Here is a 16,489-nt window from a genome sequence, read left to right on the forward strand (position 1 = left end):
CCCCTATCCGCCGCTGTCAAAGAGGCATATCCTGCATCCAGATCTGCGGAACAACCGTGCCACCGGGAGATGAAGCCATGGAGATGCCCAAGGCAACCCAGGAAGAAAAAGAGCGGTTCCGCCGCGTGGTCCCGGACCATCCGGACGTAGTGGTGAAACCGATGTTCGGGAACTTGGGCGCGTTCGTCAACGGCAACATGTTCGCGGGCCTGTTCGGTTCCACCATCGGTGTGAAGCTCTCCCCTGAGGACAGGGAGTTGCTGGAGTCGTCCGAGCGGACCGTGCCCTTCGGCCCGGCGGACCGGCCCATGGGCGGGTACACCGGGCTGCCGGACGTATGGAATGAAGAGGGCGACGGCGATGACGCCCGGGCGCGGGCCTGGGCCGGCAAGGCGTTGGATTATGTCGGCTCGCTGCCCGGCAAAGCGCCTAAGGCACCCCGGGCCGCGAAACCCGCCACCCGCAGGGCTGACGGCGGCAGCGGAAGGTAGCGGCATGGAACCGTACCGCGTCATCCTGCTGCCGGGCAGCGTGCTCCCGGCCGGGCCCGCTTACGGCAGGCTCCTGGAGGTTCTGGGACCGGCCGTGGACGCGGTGGCGAAGGACTTGGAGCTCTACGCCACGGACGCACCCCCGCCGGGCTGGAGCCTGGACACCGAGGTGGACGGCGTGCTCCGCGAGGCCGACCTGCGCGGCTGGGACACCTTCCACCTGCTCGGCTACTCCGGCGGCGGCGCCGCTGCCCTGGCACTCACCGCAAGGCACCCGGAGCGGCTCAAGAGCCTGGCCCTGCTGGAGCCGGCCTGGGCGGGAAACTGGGACTGGAGTCCTGCGCACACCAGGCTCTGGCAGCGCTATGGGGAGCTGGCTGCGCTGCCGCCTGATCAGTTCCTGCCCGCCTTCACCAGGCTGCAGGTGAAGCGCGACGCCGTCCTGCCGCCTCCACCGCCTGGCCCTCCACCGTCGTGGATGGCGAAACGCCCCGCCGGGATCAGCGCCTTCCTGCAGGCGTTCACTACGTATGACCTGGACCCGAACAGCCTGGCGGCCTTCACGAAACCCGTGCTGTTCGTGCTGGGCGGCATGAGCAGCCCGGATGAGCAGGCGGACAACGCGGCGCGGCTCTCCCGTGTCTTCCCCGATTTCCGGCTTGAAGTCTTCCCGGAGCGCCACCACTTCGATCCCCCGCACCGGGCGGAACCCGAGCGCGTCGCCACGCTGCTGCGGGAGCACTGGGGCCGGGCGGACGGGGCTTCCTAGCTGCGGCTGGGACTTTCTCCTCTGGTTCCGCCCCCGTCCGGGGACTGCACTGGAACTGCCGGCGCGGGAACCCGCGCGCGGCAGAACGGAGCGAGAACATGAGCAGGAACATCCTTCAAAGCACTGTGATCAAGGCCCCCGTGGATACGGTGTTCACCTTCCTCAGCGACCCGACGAACTGGATGAAGGCGTTCCCGGGAGACAGCGACGTCACCCAGCTGGACATCAAGCCCGACGGCGTGGGCACCTCTGCGCGGTGGGCCGCCAAGACGTGGGGCATACCCATGCACGTCACGCATGAATACCGGGACGTTGTGCCCAACAAGCGCATTGTCTCCAAGGCATCCGTGGGGCCGGTCATCACGTTCTCCCTGGAGCCGGTCAATGGCAGCGGCACGGAACTGACGGTGGAGTCCGCCCTGGAAATTGGTGCGCCCGTGGTCCGGGTCCCCGTCCAGGCACTGTTCGTCCGGCTGACCGAAGACGACATCCAGGGCATGGTGGCCAACGTCAAGAGCCTGGTGGAGACCGGAAAGAAGGCGGTTCCGGAATCAAGCGACGCCGGGTTCAGCCAGACCCTGACGTGGCGGGACAGCATCATGATCGCCGCGCCCGTGGATGTGGTGTTTGACATGGTGAAGGATCCACGGGTCTGGCTGGGTCCCAATGTTGAGATTTCGGAGCTCAAGACCACCCCCGAGGGTGTGGGGACCACCTTCCGGGCGGCGTGGACAGTCCTTGGCATACCGCTCAGGACCACCCACGAATACACCGAGTACGTACCGAACAGGCACTTCACCTCCAAAGCTGCCCTGGGTCCTGTCTTCAAAGTGGAGGTGACGCCCGAAGAGGGCGGAACCCGGCTCAGCATGCGGTCCGATGTGGTCCCCCGGAACATGGCGGAGGCCGCCGTTGACGCACTGGCCATCAAGATGTCGGAGCGCAGCCAGGCAGAGGAGCTGGCCGGCATCAAGGCAAGAGCGGAAGCCCAGGCCGGGGCACGGTGAACCGCCCTCCGCACCGCAGGATTTGACGGCCTTAAGCTTGGTGGATGGACACCGCCACTGACGCCCGGCACTCCTTCGGCTCCCGTGCAAAGCATGCGGTGCGGACGCTTACCCCCGGCTACTTCGCCCTCACCATGGCCAGCGGCATCATCTCCGTGGGACTTGAACTGGAAGGATTCCATGCCCTGTCACTGGCGCTCCTGACGGTGTGTGCGCTCTCCTACCTGGTGATACTGGCGCTCAGCGTGCTCCGCCTGGCCCGATTCCCGGCGGACATGCGCGGCGACTTCCTGGATCCGGGCCGGGCCTTCGGCTTTTTCACGTTCATCGCCGGGACGAACGTGCTGGGCACGCGCCTTGGCATGGCGGGATGGCATGGCACGACGGCGGCACTCCTGGTGGTTGCGGTGCTTGCCTGGGTGGTGCTCGGCTACGTCGTGCCCTGGACAGCCGTGCTGGGCAGGTCCGAGCGGCCAGTGGTGAAGGACGCCAACGGGTCGTGGTTCATCTGGTGCGTGGCAAGCCAGTCCGTGGCGGTCGCGGCCGCGTCCATCGAGCCGCTGGCCGTACCGGACTGGCGAGCGGCGCTGGCCCTGGTCGCCGTCGTTGCCTGGTCGGTGGGGCTGATCCTGTACGCCGCCGTGGGGATCTTCGTCTCGCTGCGGCTGATGACCTACCCCATCCGGCCGCAGGACCTGCGCCCGGCCTACTTTGTGGCCATGGGCGCCATGGCCATCAGCGTCCTGGCGGGGGCCCGGATCGTGGAGATGGCCGGAGCGCCCATGGTGGATGCGACGCGCGGTCTGGTGGCCGGCGCCTCGGTGGTGTTCTGGTCGTTCGCCTCATGGCTTTTCCCCGTGCTCCTGGCCGCCGGCTGGTGGCGGCACCTGGTCCACCGGGTGCCGTTGGCTTACGAGCCGGGCCTGTGGAGCGTCATTTTTCCCCTGGGCATGTACGCCGTGGCGGGCATCTACCTTGGCCGCGCCGACCAGCTCCCGCTGGTGGCTGCCATTGGCCGCGCGGAACTGTGGCTGGCCGTTGCCGCGTTCCTGGCCACCCTGGGCGGCATGCTGTGGCACCTGTGGGCCACGCTGCTTGCACCGACCCGGCCGTGAACTGTCCCGTAAGGGTTCAGCCTGCCTTGGGCCCTGCGCCGTGGGCCCTTTGGCGTCCGTCCCGGTGGGCGAGGTAGGCGTAGACCATGAGGGCGATGCCGGCCAGGATCATCACCGCGGGGAAGGCGAAATCCACGGGGATAAGCACGGCCATGGCCTGCAGCACGAAGATCAGGCCCATGACGGCAAGGATGCCCGCAGGAATCAACGGCCATCTCATCCGTTCCGTCTGGCTGCTGGCCTCATCAACGCGCACCGGGATCAGGGAAAGCACGCCGAAGGTGGCCGCCAGGCCCAGGAAGAGGACGGCGGCCGTTGGCGTGCCCTGCAGTGCCTGCGGCAGGGCCACAATGACCGCCAGGGTGAACATGACGCCGGACGGGATCAGGGCCCACCAGTTCCCGGGCTCCCGCAGGAACACGGCCGCGAAACCGGCACCCATGAACAGGAACAGGAGCGCTGCACCCCAGGTGCCGGCCGTGAACTGGGTGGCTGTGATGACGGCGGCCAGGCCCAGGAACACGGACCCGGGGATGGCCGCCCACCAGTTCTCCCGGCGCCGGACGAACAGCGACAGGAACAACACGCCAACGGCCGCGAAGATCAGGGGCGCCACGAATGCTCCCGTGTCCGTCACGCCCATCCTGTCCAGCAGCAACAGCACGCCGAGCGCAATGAGGATGACTCCTGTGATGATGCTTGCGTTTGCCGATTTCACCCTGTGCCTCCCGGGTCCGGCACGCGGCCGTACGCCGCGCTTCCTTCGTTCAGGCTAGGACCGGCCCCCTGCCGGAAACAGGGCATAAAGCCCCCGCCTTCCACCTGCCCGCAGCCAACAAACCAGTAAGGGACCAGGCCCGAGACAGGACCTTTAGCCCTATAGCAGGGTTCAGGATGCTTGGCATGCTTGTAAAAGCGCCACCGGGTCCTCAAGCAGCGAGGCCGGAAGGCAATCCCCCCGAAGACCCCAGCGACAATCCGTGCGGTGGCGGCAAAGAGGTCGCCCCGCCGCCGCGCAAGCGCACCCTGCACGCTGGCTGGAATTTGAAAGGACCGGCATGTCCGCTGACATCCTCACGTTCCGTCCCGTTCCCGTGCCCCGGGCCGAAGCCGCACGCCGGAGGGCGATGCTCCTTCACCCGTCCAATTTCAAATCCGCAGTGTCCACCCGAACCGAAGCGGGCAGGAAGGCAGAGGAACTCCGCACCCGTTTCGACTGCCTCTGTGAAGACCTCACGGGCAGGGGGCTGCCGGCAAACGAGGCCCGGACGGAAGTAGCGCGCATCGCAGCCCGCGAAGTGTGGGACGGCTTTGCCGCCGAACTGCGGAACCACCGGACGGCCGGGCGGCAGTTGGACGCCAACATCCTTGCTGTCGCCTTGACCTCCATCCAGTGCGTGACCCGGGCACTGCCGCGCCATCCAGGGGACCTGGAGTACGCCGGCCGCGCAGTGGGAACCGCCCGGCGCCGCCTCCAGTACAACGGCGGGCTCCTGCACCGCCTCCATCCGCACCGCAACCCGGCCTTCGAGGACGCCGTGGCCACCTTCGAGTCGCTGGAAGACTTCCTCCTCCGCCCCCAGCCGAAGGCGGCCTGATCTCGAGGTGGATAGCACCATGGCAACCCTGGAAGAGTACAAGGCTGTGAACAGCGGGAACGGGCCGTCCAACAGGCAGGCCGTTGCCCCGGAACTTGGTGATGGCGGCTGCAATACCATTTCCAGGGACACCGGCGCAGAGGTGGGCCGCTGGAGCTCGTGGGAGGCCGCCAGCGTTGCGCTGAACCAACTCCAGCAGCTTGGCGGCAAGTACGAGTACCGGCTGGAGGAGTCACACCAATGGGTCAAGGGTCCGGACCGCACCACCAAATGCCCGGTGTGCGGCGCCAGGCGTGACATTCCGGCTTCCGGCGGTACAGCCTTGGGAGGCGGTACAGCCTTGGGAATTGCGTGGCCGTAAGTGCCGAATGATTTACTGGAGTTCCTTTCGAACGGGGCGGCGGCACGCAGAGGCAGCCGGGGAGGGCATCGATTCGATGAGAGCGTCTTCATGGATACACCAGCAGCACCCCTGGATGAGGCCAGATCCCCTGCCCAGCCCATCCGCGTCTTCATCCTGAACGACCACAAAATGGTCCGGCAGGGCCTTGGCGACCTGCTTGAACACCATGGCTTCGAGATCGTCGGCGACAGCGGATCAGCCGCGGAAGCCATCCACCTGATCCACGTCCTGCAGCCGGACATCGCGGTCCTGGACGACAGGCTGCCGGACGGAACGGGCATTGAGGTGTGCCGCGAGCTGCGCTCCGCAGCCCCCGACGTGAAATGCCTGATCCTGACCAGTTGGGATGAGCAGCATGCCGTGCGGGCAGCAGTGTTGGCAGGGGCGTCAGGGTACGTGATCAAGCGGGTCGGAGACCATAACGGACTGCTCAACTGCATTCGCAGCGCCGCCGCGGGGATTCCGACAATCGGGGCCGGAGTCAGGGAAAGAGTGGCCGGGAACCTCCATGCAACAGCTTCGGCGCCCTGGTTAAGATCCATGACGCCGACGGAGCGCACGGTGCTGGCCCTCATGGCGCGGGGCATGACAAACCACCAGATCGGCCAGGAACTGCTGTTGACCGACGCCGCCATTGCCGCCTGCGTGTCCTCCGTGCTCCAAAATCTGGGCTTCCGCCGGCGCGGCCAGCTGCTTCCTGCTCCCATCCCGCGGGCGTGGGAGCTGCTGCACTGAGAAACTGCGGTACTAAGAAACTGGGCCGTCAATCCGGGAGGGGCACTGTCCAGTTGACGCTGGTGCCTTCCCCGGGGGTGCTGTCGATGCTGCAGGATCCGCCAAGGGCGGCCGCCCGGTTCTTCATATTGTCCAGGCCGCTGACCCGTTGGGGGTCCCTGAAACCACACCCGTGATCGCGGACAGTGAGGACCACCTCGCCCTCCTGGGCAGCGAGGACAACCTGGATGTCCTGGGATCCTGAATGCCTGACGGCGTTGCTGACGCTTTCATGAAGCACACTCAGCAACTGCTCGGCCACCTCATCGCCCACGGCGTCATCAACCGGGCCCGAGAGCTGAATCCTGGGGAGGAAGCCGGCAGCGTTGGCAGCTTCCTGGACGGCGCGCAGGACGCGGCCGCTGAGCAGCTCCCGGTCGGGTTCCCGGGCCTGCAGGGAGTAGATGGTGTCCCGTAGCTGATGGATGCAGTCGTCCAACTCCGCGGTGATCCCGGCAATGCGGCGCTCATGCGCAATGGGGTCGGAGGTGTAGCGCCGCAGGCCCTGGATGCTCAGTCCTGCAGCGAAGAGCCGCTGGATCACCAGGTCATGCAGGTCCGCGGCGATCCTTTCCCGGTCGATGAAGAGGGCATGCTCTTCCCGTAACTGGTTCGCCTTCAGCAGGTCCAGCGTCAGGCCTATCCGGGAGGCGAACACCGCGCTCTGTTCAACGTCCACATCCGTGTAGCGCGCTGCCCCGGCAGCCCGGGCCAGGATCAACACACTTTGGCGCTGGCCGTCGCTGTCACTTCCCAAGGCCGCCACCAGGACCGGCCCGAGCTTCTCCGCTGACGCCGCGTCAAACACCTGCAGCGGGTCCGTCAGGGCCGCCGACTCCCCGGTGGCGAGCACCCGGACCAACACTTCCCCGGCCGGCAGCTCCTGACCCGCGGGAATTGATTGAACCCCCAGTGCGGTACGGCACCGAAGGCTCCCGTCCCCGGCGACGGAGGCAATCAGCGACAACGCCGAGACTGACGCATGCAGTGCCCGGTCCACAATCATTTCCAGGTTGTCCGTATCGGAGCCTGGCCGGGCCTTCAGCCGGTCGCTGACCTCCATTCCCGCTTCCAGCCACCGTTGTCGGCTGTTGCTGTCCTCGTAGAGCCTGGCGTTCTGGATGGCGACGCCGGCAGCGGAGGCCAGGGCAACTGCCAGGTCCTCGTCCTCGGCCGTGAAATCCTGGCCGTCGATCTTCTCAGTCAGGTACAGGTTCCCAAAGACCTCATCCCGGACCCGCACCGGAACGCCCAGGGAGGTCTTCATCGGCGGACGGTTGGTCGGGAAGCCGACGGAGACGGCATGCTCACCCAGGTCATGAAGAGTTAACGGCCGGGGCTCCTGGATCAGCTGGTCCAACACGCCATGGCCGGTGGGAAGGTCGCCGATGACACGGGTACCGTCTTCATCGATGCCAACCGTGATGAAATGGCTGAGCTGCTGGTCATCCCCGATCACGCCCAACGCCCCGTACCGCGCCCCCACCAGCTCGCAGGCGGACTGCACCACCCGGTCAAGCACTGCCTCCAGGCTCAGGTCCTCCGTAAGGGAAACGACCGCCCCGAGCAGGCCTTCGACATGTTCCTGGGTCCGGACAAGTTCATCTGCCCTGTCTACAAATTCCCGCAAAAGTTCGCGGGTCCGCCGCCTGATTGGTTCACGCCACATGAAAAACGCTCCAAAGATCGAACGCATTCAGGGCGAACTGCATCACCTTTGAATACATTTTGAGGAGCCCCCAGCGTCCCTACCCTCCATGCTAACAACCCCCGGGGGCCGACGCCTTAACGATTACGGCACAGGTCTTCCCTGCCTTGACCGCCGTCTCCTGCCGGCCGGCCCACCCGCCGGCAGCCTAACCGCCGGAATTTTGACGGGGGCGCTGAAGCGGTAGGCGCGCCGGGAGATATGGTGGGTGGCCTGCCGCCGCCGGATTGGCGGGGGTGGGGCGGGCAGCTGCTGGGCGTCACGGGCGAAGAACCACTGCTTGGCGAGTTCCACCAGCACCAGGTAGACCACTACCATGGCCAGAAGTGCCAGGAAGAACGGCACGGGCAGGGGGTCGAAGCCCAGCACGTTGGCCAGGGGCGACAGCGGCAGGAACACCCCCAGGGCTACCACGCCAAGGGACGCTGCGAGCAGTCCCGCGGACGGCCGGCTGCGCAGGAACGGAACGCGCCGGGTGCGGATGGCGAAGATGATCAGTGTCTGGGTGGCGATGGATTCGATAAACCAGCCCGCGCGGAACTCACCCGGCGCTGCCGAGAACACGAACAACATCAGGGCGAACGTGGCGAAGTCGAAGAGTGAGCTGATGGGACCGAACAGCAGCATGAACCGGCGGATGAACGCGATGTTCCAGTGCGAGGGCGCCCGCAGCTGCTCCTGGTCCACGCGGTCCCCCGGGATGGCAAGCTGGCCGGAATCATAGAGCAGGTTGTTGAGCAGGATCTGGCCAGGGAGCATGGGCAGGAAGCTCAGCACCACGGAAGCGGTGGCGGCGCTGAACATGTTGCCAAAGTTGCTGGACGTGCCCATCAATACGTATTTGATGGTGTTGGCGAAGATCCGCCGGCCCTCCATGACGCCGTCCGCCAGCACCCCGAGGTCCTTGTCCAAAAGGACGACGTCGGCGGCGTCCTTGGCAACGTCCGTTGCCGTGTCCACGGATATGCCGATGTCCGCCTTGTGCAGTGCCAGGGCGTCGTTGACTCCGTCGCCCATGAAGCCCACCGATCCGCCGCTGAGGCGCAACAAGGCGATGATGCGTGCTTTTTGTTCGGGCGAGACGCGGGCGAAGATGGTGGCCGTCCGGGCGGCGGCGGCCAGGTCGGCGTCGGACATTCCTTCAACCTGCGCCCCGGTGAGGGTGCCACCGGAGTCCACGTCAAGGTCGGCGCAAACCTTCTCTGCCACCTTGGCGTTGTCACCCGTGGCGATCTTCATCGAGATCCCCAGGGCCTCAAGCCGGTCAAGCGACTGCCTCGCATTGGCCTTGGGCCGGTCCAGGAACACGAGGAACCCGGCCAGGGTGAGGCCCCGCTCGTCGGCGGGGGTGAGTCGGTCCAGCCCGGCCGCCGACCGGGTAGCTACGGCTACCACCCGTGAGCCGGCATCAAACTGCTCGTCCAGCAGCGCTTGAATGAAAGGTGGGGTGGGCCCGCACAGGGCCAGGACGTCCTCCGGTGCACCTTTGGTAATGATCCGGGAGGGGCCACCGGCTTCGCGGACCAGGACGCTGGTGCGCCGGCGCTGGTGGTCGAAGCCGATCAGGTCCACGCGCTCGTACCGGGCCGGTTCAAAACCGGCCGCCCCTGGACTGTCCCACAGCGCGGTATCCAGCGCGTTCTGCCCTGCGGAGGAGGCCTTTGCCTCCGCGTAGTCCGTCTCCGTGGCCAGCAGCCCCAGGGTGCGCAGGCCGTCGTCGGACAGGCCCGGTTCAACGGGAAGTGCGCGGGTGAAGCTGATCCTTCCTTCCGTGAGGGTGCCGGTCTTGTCCGTGACCAGGATGTCCATGTCCCCCAGGTCCTCGATGCAGACCAGCCGTTTAACCAGCACTTTCCGCTTGGCCAGCTGCCGGGTGCCGGTGGCCAGGGAGGTGCTGACGACGGCGGGAAGCAGCTGCGGCGTGATGCCCACCGCAATGGCCAGGGAGAACAGCAGTGACTCGATGAGCGGGCGCTGGAGCAGCAGATTTGCCACGAAGATCAGCGTCGTAAGCACCACGGCCACCTGCAGCAGCAGGAACGAGAACCGTTTGAGGCCCAGTTGGAACTCGGTCTGCGGCTGCCGCTCGCCCAGGCCCAGGGCGATCCGGCCGAATTCTGCACGGGCGCCGGTGGCCACCACCACGCCGGTGCAGCCGCCGGACTGGACCACGGTGCCCATGAAGGCGCACGAGGTGAGGTCGGCCAGTGCCCCGCCGGCGGGCACCGGTGCGGGGTCCTTGGCGGCGGCCTGCGACTCCCCCGTGAGGATGCTTTCGTCGCAGAGCAGATTGTTGGTGGTGAGGAGGCGGATATCCGCCGGGATGATGGCGCCCAGGGAGAGATGGACGACGTCGCCCGGCACCAGCGCGGTGACATCCACTTCCCTTGTGGCTCCGCCGCGCAGCACCACGGCGCGGTGGGTGACGCGGTCATGCAGCGCTTCAGAGGCCCGTTCGGCACGGAACTCATTGGTGAAACCCAGCCCCACACTGACCAGCAGGATCACGCCGATGACAATCGAGTTGGTGGCATCGCCAAGGAACAGCGATAGTCCCGCGGTGACGAGCAGGAGGATGAGGATGGGACTGGCGAACTGCCGTCCCAGCACGGCCCAGGCGTTGGCGCGGTGTGTGCGTACGGCGTTGGGGCCCAGCTGCTCCAGCCTGATGGCCGCTTCATCCTGAGCCAGGCCGTCAGGCCCGGAACCCAGCCGCGCGAGGGTTTGGTCAGCTGTCAGGCTGGCGGCCTCAGTGATGGGGACTTGGAGGCTGCTGCGCTCCTGGACGTTCAGGTCTGTCATGCCGGATCCATTCGTGTTCCCGGGGGTCCTGGACTGGTGGCCGTGCCCAGGATGTGGGCGAGGGAAGGGTTCAGCCGCTGGACGGCGAAGCCGAACCGCTCGTTGTCCTGCACCTTGAAACCTGCCGCGGTGATGGCGGCAAGCGTATCCCGGTTCAGGTGGCAGCCGCCCATGAACCGGCCCCACACCGGGGTCACCACGTCTTCCACCTTCGCCAGCACTGGATGGGCGGACCGGACGTGCTCGTAATAGGCAAGGGTTCCGCCGGGGCGCAGGACCCGCCGGATCTCCGCGAGCACCGCGGCCTGGTCCTCGACGCCGCAGAGGACAAGGCTGGCCACCACGGCGTCCACGCTGCCGGTCTCAGCGGGGATGTGTTCCCCGGCGGCGGCCACAACGGTCACGGGGACACTTGCGGCGGCCGCCTGTTCCCGGGCCACGCCCCGCAGGTAGTCATCCGGTTCCAGGGCCAGGACGTGGGTGACCGCCGACGGGTACAGCGGGAAGGAGGATCCGGCGCCCGCTCCGATTTCGATCACTGATCCGTGCAGGCCCACCAGGACGCGCCGGCGGTGCTCAGCGGCGCCGCGCCGGTCAATAGTCCCCACGGCGCGAGCAAACGCACGGGCGAACAGCGGGTGTTGCAGGCGCTCCGTCCCGTCCCTGCCCGTCATCCGGCTGCGTCTTCCCGGTCCCCCGGGTTGTGGATCCGCATCATTTAAGGCTGAGCACCTCGTCAATCGGGCGGCCGTTCACGAACACCTGCGCGCTGGTGGCGCCCGACGCGCTCATGGCCGTGTACTCCAGCTGCGCCTTGGCCCGCGGGATGTCGCAAACGCCGCCCAGCATGAACTGCCCGGAGAGCCAGATGGTGATGGTGCTGCCGTCCAGTTCGCCGCCCAGGTACGTGAGGCTGGACTGGTACAGCACATTGATCAGCCCGGACATGCCGATGTCGCGGCTCTTGTTGGCGAGCAGGGTCTTGATGCTCGGTCCCACCTGGTCGGTGAAGGTGACCGGCGCCGTGGTGGTGGCCACCAGGCTGTCACCGCAGCCGATTTTCGGCCCCGAGACGCCGTTGTCCCCGACGGCCACGTAGTAGACCGTCAGCGGGGCAGTCTGTTCGGGGAGGCCTGTGGGAGTGGGTTGCTGTGTTGCCGGCGGGCTGGCGGGGGCGGACGACGGCGGCGCGGCAGGCGTGGTGGTGGGCGCGGCTGAGGTGCCCGGCGGCGAAGTTGGGGTCGCCGTGGTGGTGGGAGTCGCCGTCGTGCCGGCAGTCGCCGTGGTACTTGGGCTGGCGCTGCCGGCCGTGGCGCTTGCGGACGAGGTGGCGGACGTGTTGGTGGGGGACGGACTGGGCGGACCGAAGCAGCCGGTGAGCATCATCAGGCCGCTGAGCCCGAGAATACTGAATACGGTAGGCCTGGGCCTGGTCATCGTGCCCCCCTTGAATGTGGGCCAGCCGTTGCGGGCCCACATTCAAGCTACGCCTGAGGGTTGCGCGGGAACAGGGACTTAAGCCGCCCTTTAGGGATGCACCAGCACCTTTACCGCCGTGTCCTTGTGGTTGATGAGGGTGTCAAAGCCCTGTTCCACCAGGTCCTCCAGGGCGATCCGGCCGGTGATGAACGGCTTGAGGTCCACCTTGCCGTCCTGGACCATCTTGATCACGGCCGGGTGGTCGCGGACGTAGGCGATGGTGCCGCGCAGGTCGATCTCCTTGAGCACGATCTTCTGCATATCCACGGTGGCCGGCGCGCCCCAGATGGACACGTTGACCACCACGGCGCCGGGCCGGACGGCGTCGAGCATGGTGTCCAGCACGGCGTTCACCCCCGCGCATTCGAAGGCGACGTCCGCCCCGGTGCCGCCGGTCAATTCGCGGACCCGTGCCGGGACGTCCTCCTTGCTGGGATCCAGCACATGGTCGGCAACGCCGCTGGAGGTGGCCTTCTCCTTGCGGGCCTGCGTGAGCTCGCTGATGATCGTGGTGACGCCCATGCCCTTGAGGACCGCCGCGGTGAGCAGGCCGATGGGCCCGGACCCACCTACCAGCGCCGTGTCGCCCGCTTTCACGCCGCTGCGGGCCACCGCGTGGTGCGCCACGGACAGCGGCTCAATCAGCGCCGCCTCATCCAGCGGAATGTCCCCGATGGCGTGCACCCACCGCTGGTCCACCACGATCTTCTCGCTCAGCCCTCCCCCGCCGCCGGACAGCCCGATGAACCCCATCTGCCGGCACAGGTGGTAGCTGCCCGCCTGGCACATGTCGCAGGTCCCGTCCACAAAGTAAGGTTCGACGACCACGTTGTCACCCACGGCCAGCCCGTCCACACCTTCGCCGACTTCAGACACAGTCCCGGAGAACTCGTGCCCCAAGGTCACCGGGGATTCCTCGTGCGAGAGCGGGTGCGGGTGGCGCGGCGCCGGACAGAAGATGGGCCCTTCCAGGTACTCGTGCAGGTCCGTGCCGCAGATGCCGCACCACGCGACGTCGATCTTCACGGCGCCTGCCCGGAGCTCCGGTTCCGGGATGTCCTCGATCCGGATGTCCTTGCGGGCGTGGAAACGTGCTGCCTTCATGATGGTCCTTCCATTCAGCGGGTGTGGTGGCTGGGCTGCAGTTCGTAGACGGGGGTGTCGAGTCCTTCCATCCGGGCCTTCAGCTGCAGCGCCAGGTAGGCGGAGTAGTGCCGGCTCTGGTGCAGGTTGCCGCCGTGGATCCAGAGGTTGGGGACGTTGGTTGGTTTCCACATATTGCGCAGCTCCCCCTCCCACGGACCAGGGTCTTTTGGCGTGTCTGAGCCGTACCCCCAGCACTTGCCCACCTGGTCCGCGATCTCGGGAGAGACCAGGTCCGCCAGCCAGCCGTTCATGGACCCGTAGCCGGTGGCATAGACGATCAGGTCGGCTTCGAGTTCCGTGCCGTCGGCCATGACCACGGCATTGCCGGTGATCTTGGCGACCTGCCCGGACTTGAGCTTGACCCGGCCGTCGATGATCAGCTGGGAGGCGCCGACGTCGATGTAGTAGCCGGAGCCGCGCCGCAGGTACTTCACGAACAGGCCCGAACCGTCCACGCCGAAGTCCAGGTCGAAGCCTGCCGCCTCCAGCTGGGAGTAGAACTCCGCGTCACGCTTGGCCATCTCCTGGTGAACCGGCACCTGGGCTTCCGGCAGGATGCGGTACGGCAGGGAGGCGAAGAGCAGGTCCGCCTTCTCCGTGGTCACGCCGGCGGCGAGCGCCCGCTCCGAGTACAGGTCCCCCAGCGCCAGGTCCATCAGCGATTCGCTGCGGGCAATGTGCGTGGAGGAGCGCTGGACCATGGTGACGTCGGCACCGTGCTCCCAGAGGTCGGCACAAATGTCGTGCGCAGAATTGTTGGAGCCGATCACCACGGCCTTCTTGCCCGTCCAGTCGCCGCCGCCGGGATGCTGGGAGGAGTGCCGCTGCTCGCCCAGGAAGGTCTCCGCGCCGTCGAACGCAGGAATGTTCGGGTATCCGGAAACGCCCAAGGCGAAGATGAGCTGCTTGGGCCGGAGGGTCACGGGTTCGCCGTTGCGAAGGACGCTGACCTCCCATTCCTGGGTGACGTCGTCGTACGCTGCCTTGACGCACTCGGTGCCGGACCAGTAGTTCACCTCCATGATGCGGGTGTAGTGCTCCAGCCAGTCGCCGATCTTGTCCTTGGCGGCGAAGACCGGCCAGTCGTCCGGGAACTTCAGGTAGGGCAGGTGGTCGTACCAGACGGGGTCGTGCAGGTGCAGGGACTTGTAGCGGTTGCGCCAGGAGTCCCCGGGGTTCTGGTTCTTTTCGACGATGATGGTGGGCACGCCCAGCCGCTTGAGCCGGGCGGCCAGGCCAATCCCGCCCTGCCCGCCGCCGATGATCACGCAGTAGGGCTGCTCCTCGTAGCCAAGGCGGGCTTCCTGCTCCTCCTTGAGCTCCTTCCAGGACCGGCGGCCGCGGACAATCTCGTGCGCCACGCCCTGCTCGCGCCGCGGGCCTTTCTTCTCCTCGAAGCCCTTCAGTTCCTGCATGGTGGTGAGCAGCGTCCAGCACTTGCCGTTCCGCAGCCGGAGGTGGCCATAGCCCCGGGCGGCGCCGGTCTCGAACGTGAACCACGCTTCCACATTCTCCGCGTCCCCGGTGGCGTCCTCAGAGAGCGCCCAGTTCGCCGGCTGCACGTGGTCCAGCGTGGCCTCCAGCATGCGGCGGATGTCCGCCTTGCCCTCCAGGGTTTTCAGGTTCCACGTGAACGCCACGAAGTCCCGCCAGTAGGTTCCGTCCTCGAAGAGCTCCAGCGCGGCGTCCACGTCGCGCCGCTGCAGCGCATCGTCCAGGCCGGCAAGCCAGGCCTGTGCCGCAGCGGTGGGTGTTTGGGTCATCTCCACTCCTTTGTGCTGTTCCTTGGGCTCCGCCTGCCCGATATGCTGGGGCGGGCGTGAGCTGCATCACCAGTGGAACCCTGCGGGGGTAACAGCGGCGTTACACGGATCCGGCAAGGGTGCCGGCTGTGAGGAGGAGACAGTGGACCACGGGCTGAAGTTCTCGGACCCGGCACGGTACGCGCGGACGCTGCGGCGTGCGCACGAGCTGGTCATCTCCGGTGTCCCGCGGCCCGAGATTCCCACGCCGCTGGTGGAGTCGTGGCGGCGGTCCATGGCCCTGGGCATCAGCCCTGACCAGCACAGCCCGCGCCACCTGCATGAAGTTGCCGAGGTGCTGGAGCTGCGGCGTGACCACCGGCTGCAGCAGGTGATGCCCGCCCTGCGCGACCTCCTGGCCGACGACTCACGCTCCGGCCGGCACCTGCTGGTGCTCACCGATTCCAGCGGCGAAATCCTCTGGCGGGTGGGCAGCCCGTCCGTGCTGCGGCGGGCCGACCAGCTGGAGTTCCTGGAAGGCGCGGACTGGTCCGAGGCCGGCATCGGCACCAACGCCATCAGCGAGGCCCTGATCACCGGCAGCCCCGTGCAGCTGTTCTCCGCCGAGCACCTGGTCCGGACGCACCACGAGTGGGCCTGCACGGCCGCGCCCATCACCGATCCCGCCACCGGGCGCGTGCTGGGCGTCCTGGACGTGTCAGGACCGCTGGACACCATCAGCGCGGACACCCTGCGGATGGTGCGGTGCGCCGTGCGGGTGGCGGAAGCCCTGTTGGGGACGTCCGACGCCGGCGCCTCCCTGGGTGCCCCGTCCCCGCCCCGTGCCACCGGGCAACCTTCGGCCCGGGTTGCTCCCGCGGCTGCTGTCGAGTCATTGGAGCTGCTGGGCGACAAGCCCGCGGCCGTGTCCGCCGGTGGCCGGTGTATGCCGTTGACGCTGCGCCGGGCCGAGATCCTGGCGTTGCTGGATTCGCGATCCCAGGGCTGGTCTGCGGAGGAACTGGCCTACGAGCTGCATGGTGACGCGGGGACACCGCAGGCCATCCGGACCGAGATGTTCCGGGTGCGGTCCATGCTGGGCGGCGCGGTGGAGTCCGGCCCCTACCGGCTGGCGCCCGGCCTGGCCGGGTGCTCCGACTCGGGCCGCGTGCTGCGCCTGCTCCGCGAGGGCCTGGTGGCCGAAGCGTTGGAGGCGTACCGCGCTCCCCTGCTTAGCCGGTCCGGCACGCTGGCCATCCAGTTGCTCCGGGACCAGCTGGACATGGCCGTGGGATCAGCGGTGCGCGCCAGCGGCGACGCCACACTGCTGGTGCGTTGGCTTGCCACTGATATGGGCTCCGCGGATTTCCTGGCCGTCGACGCGCTGGGCCGGCTGGTGGGACGCGGTGATCCGCGATACCTGGCGTTCCGCGCTGCGTGCAGCCTTAGTTAAGA

Annotated in this window: 15 protein-coding genes; 8 read left to right on the plus strand and 7 right to left on the minus strand. The window is 67.3% G+C overall.

What is annotated here, in order from left to right; all coding sequences use genetic code 11:
* Window positions 1-77 precede the first annotated feature (77 nt).
* The 4 genes from AB0313_RS03165 (at window position 78) to AB0313_RS03180 (ending at window position 3,382) form a co-directional block, all read left to right on the plus strand.
* Complete coding sequence (locus AB0313_RS03165; protein WP_366303515.1) at window positions 78-491, plus strand: TfoX/Sxy family protein; 414 nt, start codon at window positions 78-80, stop codon at window positions 489-491.
* A gap of 4 nt (window positions 492-495) precedes the next feature.
* Window positions 496-1,260, plus strand: a complete 765-nt coding sequence (locus AB0313_RS03170) for an alpha/beta hydrolase (protein ID WP_366303517.1) — start codon at window positions 496-498, stop codon at window positions 1,258-1,260.
* 98 nt (window positions 1,261-1,358) lie between these two features.
* A complete protein-coding gene (locus tag AB0313_RS03175; RefSeq protein ID WP_366303519.1) occupies window positions 1,359-2,267 on the plus strand; it encodes an SRPBCC family protein in 909 nt (302 codons plus the stop codon).
* Between the two features lie 44 nt (window positions 2,268-2,311).
* Window positions 2,312-3,382: a tellurite resistance/C4-dicarboxylate transporter family protein gene (locus AB0313_RS03180; protein WP_366303521.1), complete on the plus strand. Its 1,071-nt coding sequence runs from the start codon at window positions 2,312-2,314 to the stop codon at window positions 3,380-3,382.
* Window positions 3,383-3,398: 16 nt separating this feature from the next.
* Here AB0313_RS03180 and AB0313_RS03185 read toward each other — a convergent pair whose 3' ends face one another.
* Window positions 3,399-4,100 carry a hypothetical protein gene (locus tag AB0313_RS03185; protein ID WP_366303523.1) on the minus strand — a complete coding sequence of 234 codons (702 nt, stop codon included), beginning with the start codon at window positions 4,098-4,100 and terminating at the stop codon, window positions 3,399-3,401.
* Between the two features lie 340 nt (window positions 4,101-4,440).
* On the opposite strand from AB0313_RS03185, the gene AB0313_RS03190 reads away from it, so the two are divergent.
* The 3 genes from AB0313_RS03190 to AB0313_RS03200 all read left to right on the plus strand — a co-directional run bounded on the left by AB0313_RS03190 (window position 4,441) and on the right by AB0313_RS03200 (window position 6,118).
* The gene (locus tag AB0313_RS03190) at window positions 4,441-4,980 is read left to right on the plus strand and encodes a hypothetical protein (protein ID WP_366303525.1); all 540 of its coding nucleotides are present in this window, start codon (window positions 4,441-4,443) and stop codon (window positions 4,978-4,980) included.
* Window positions 4,981-4,999: 19 nt separating this feature from the next.
* A complete protein-coding gene (locus tag AB0313_RS03195) occupies window positions 5,000-5,341 on the plus strand; it encodes a hypothetical protein (protein WP_366303527.1) in 342 nt (113 codons plus the stop codon).
* A gap of 90 nt (window positions 5,342-5,431) precedes the next feature.
* Entirely contained in the window at window positions 5,432-6,118 is a 687-nt protein-coding gene (locus tag AB0313_RS03200) for a response regulator transcription factor (protein WP_366303529.1), read from the plus strand.
* Window positions 6,119-6,146: 28 nt separating this feature from the next.
* Here AB0313_RS03200 and AB0313_RS03205 read toward each other — a convergent pair whose 3' ends face one another.
* From AB0313_RS03205 to AB0313_RS03230, 6 genes are all read right to left on the minus strand, one after another.
* Window positions 6,147-7,826, minus strand: coding sequence for a GAF domain-containing protein (locus tag AB0313_RS03205; RefSeq protein ID WP_366303531.1), 1,680 nt, complete (start codon window positions 7,824-7,826; stop codon window positions 6,147-6,149).
* 123 nt (window positions 7,827-7,949) lie between these two features.
* On the minus strand, window positions 7,950-10,667 hold the full coding sequence (mgtA, locus tag AB0313_RS03210) for a magnesium-translocating P-type ATPase (RefSeq protein ID WP_366303533.1): 2,718 nt from the start codon (window positions 10,665-10,667) through the stop codon (window positions 7,950-7,952).
* Window positions 10,664-11,341: a class I SAM-dependent methyltransferase gene (locus AB0313_RS03215; RefSeq protein WP_366303535.1), complete on the minus strand. Its 678-nt coding sequence runs from the start codon at window positions 11,339-11,341 to the stop codon at window positions 10,664-10,666. Before AB0313_RS03215 ends, mgtA begins: the two co-directional genes overlap by 4 nt.
* A gap of 40 nt (window positions 11,342-11,381) precedes the next feature.
* The gene (locus AB0313_RS03220; RefSeq protein WP_366303537.1) at window positions 11,382-12,104 is read right to left on the minus strand and encodes a hypothetical protein; all 723 of its coding nucleotides are present in this window, start codon (window positions 12,102-12,104) and stop codon (window positions 11,382-11,384) included.
* Between the two features lie 90 nt (window positions 12,105-12,194).
* Window positions 12,195-13,250 (minus strand): 2,3-butanediol dehydrogenase, encoded by a 1,056-nt coding sequence (locus AB0313_RS03225; RefSeq protein WP_366303539.1) that lies wholly within the window; start codon window positions 13,248-13,250, stop codon window positions 12,195-12,197.
* A 14-nt stretch (window positions 13,251-13,264) separates the two neighbouring features.
* Window positions 13,265-15,055, minus strand: coding sequence for an NAD(P)/FAD-dependent oxidoreductase (locus AB0313_RS03230; RefSeq protein ID WP_366303540.1), 1,791 nt, complete (start codon window positions 15,053-15,055; stop codon window positions 13,265-13,267).
* Between the two features lie 142 nt (window positions 15,056-15,197).
* Here AB0313_RS03230 and AB0313_RS03235 point away from each other — a divergent pair, with 142 nt between their 5' ends.
* Window positions 15,198-16,487 carry a GAF domain-containing protein gene (locus tag AB0313_RS03235; RefSeq protein ID WP_366303542.1) on the plus strand — a complete coding sequence of 430 codons (1,290 nt, stop codon included), beginning with the start codon at window positions 15,198-15,200 and terminating at the stop codon, window positions 16,485-16,487.
* Window positions 16,488-16,489: the final 2 nt, after the last annotated feature.

The sequence above is a fragment of the Pseudarthrobacter sp. NPDC080039 genome, from assembly GCF_040702335.1.
Taxonomy (GTDB): domain Bacteria; phylum Actinomycetota; class Actinomycetes; order Actinomycetales; family Micrococcaceae; genus Arthrobacter; species Arthrobacter enclensis_A.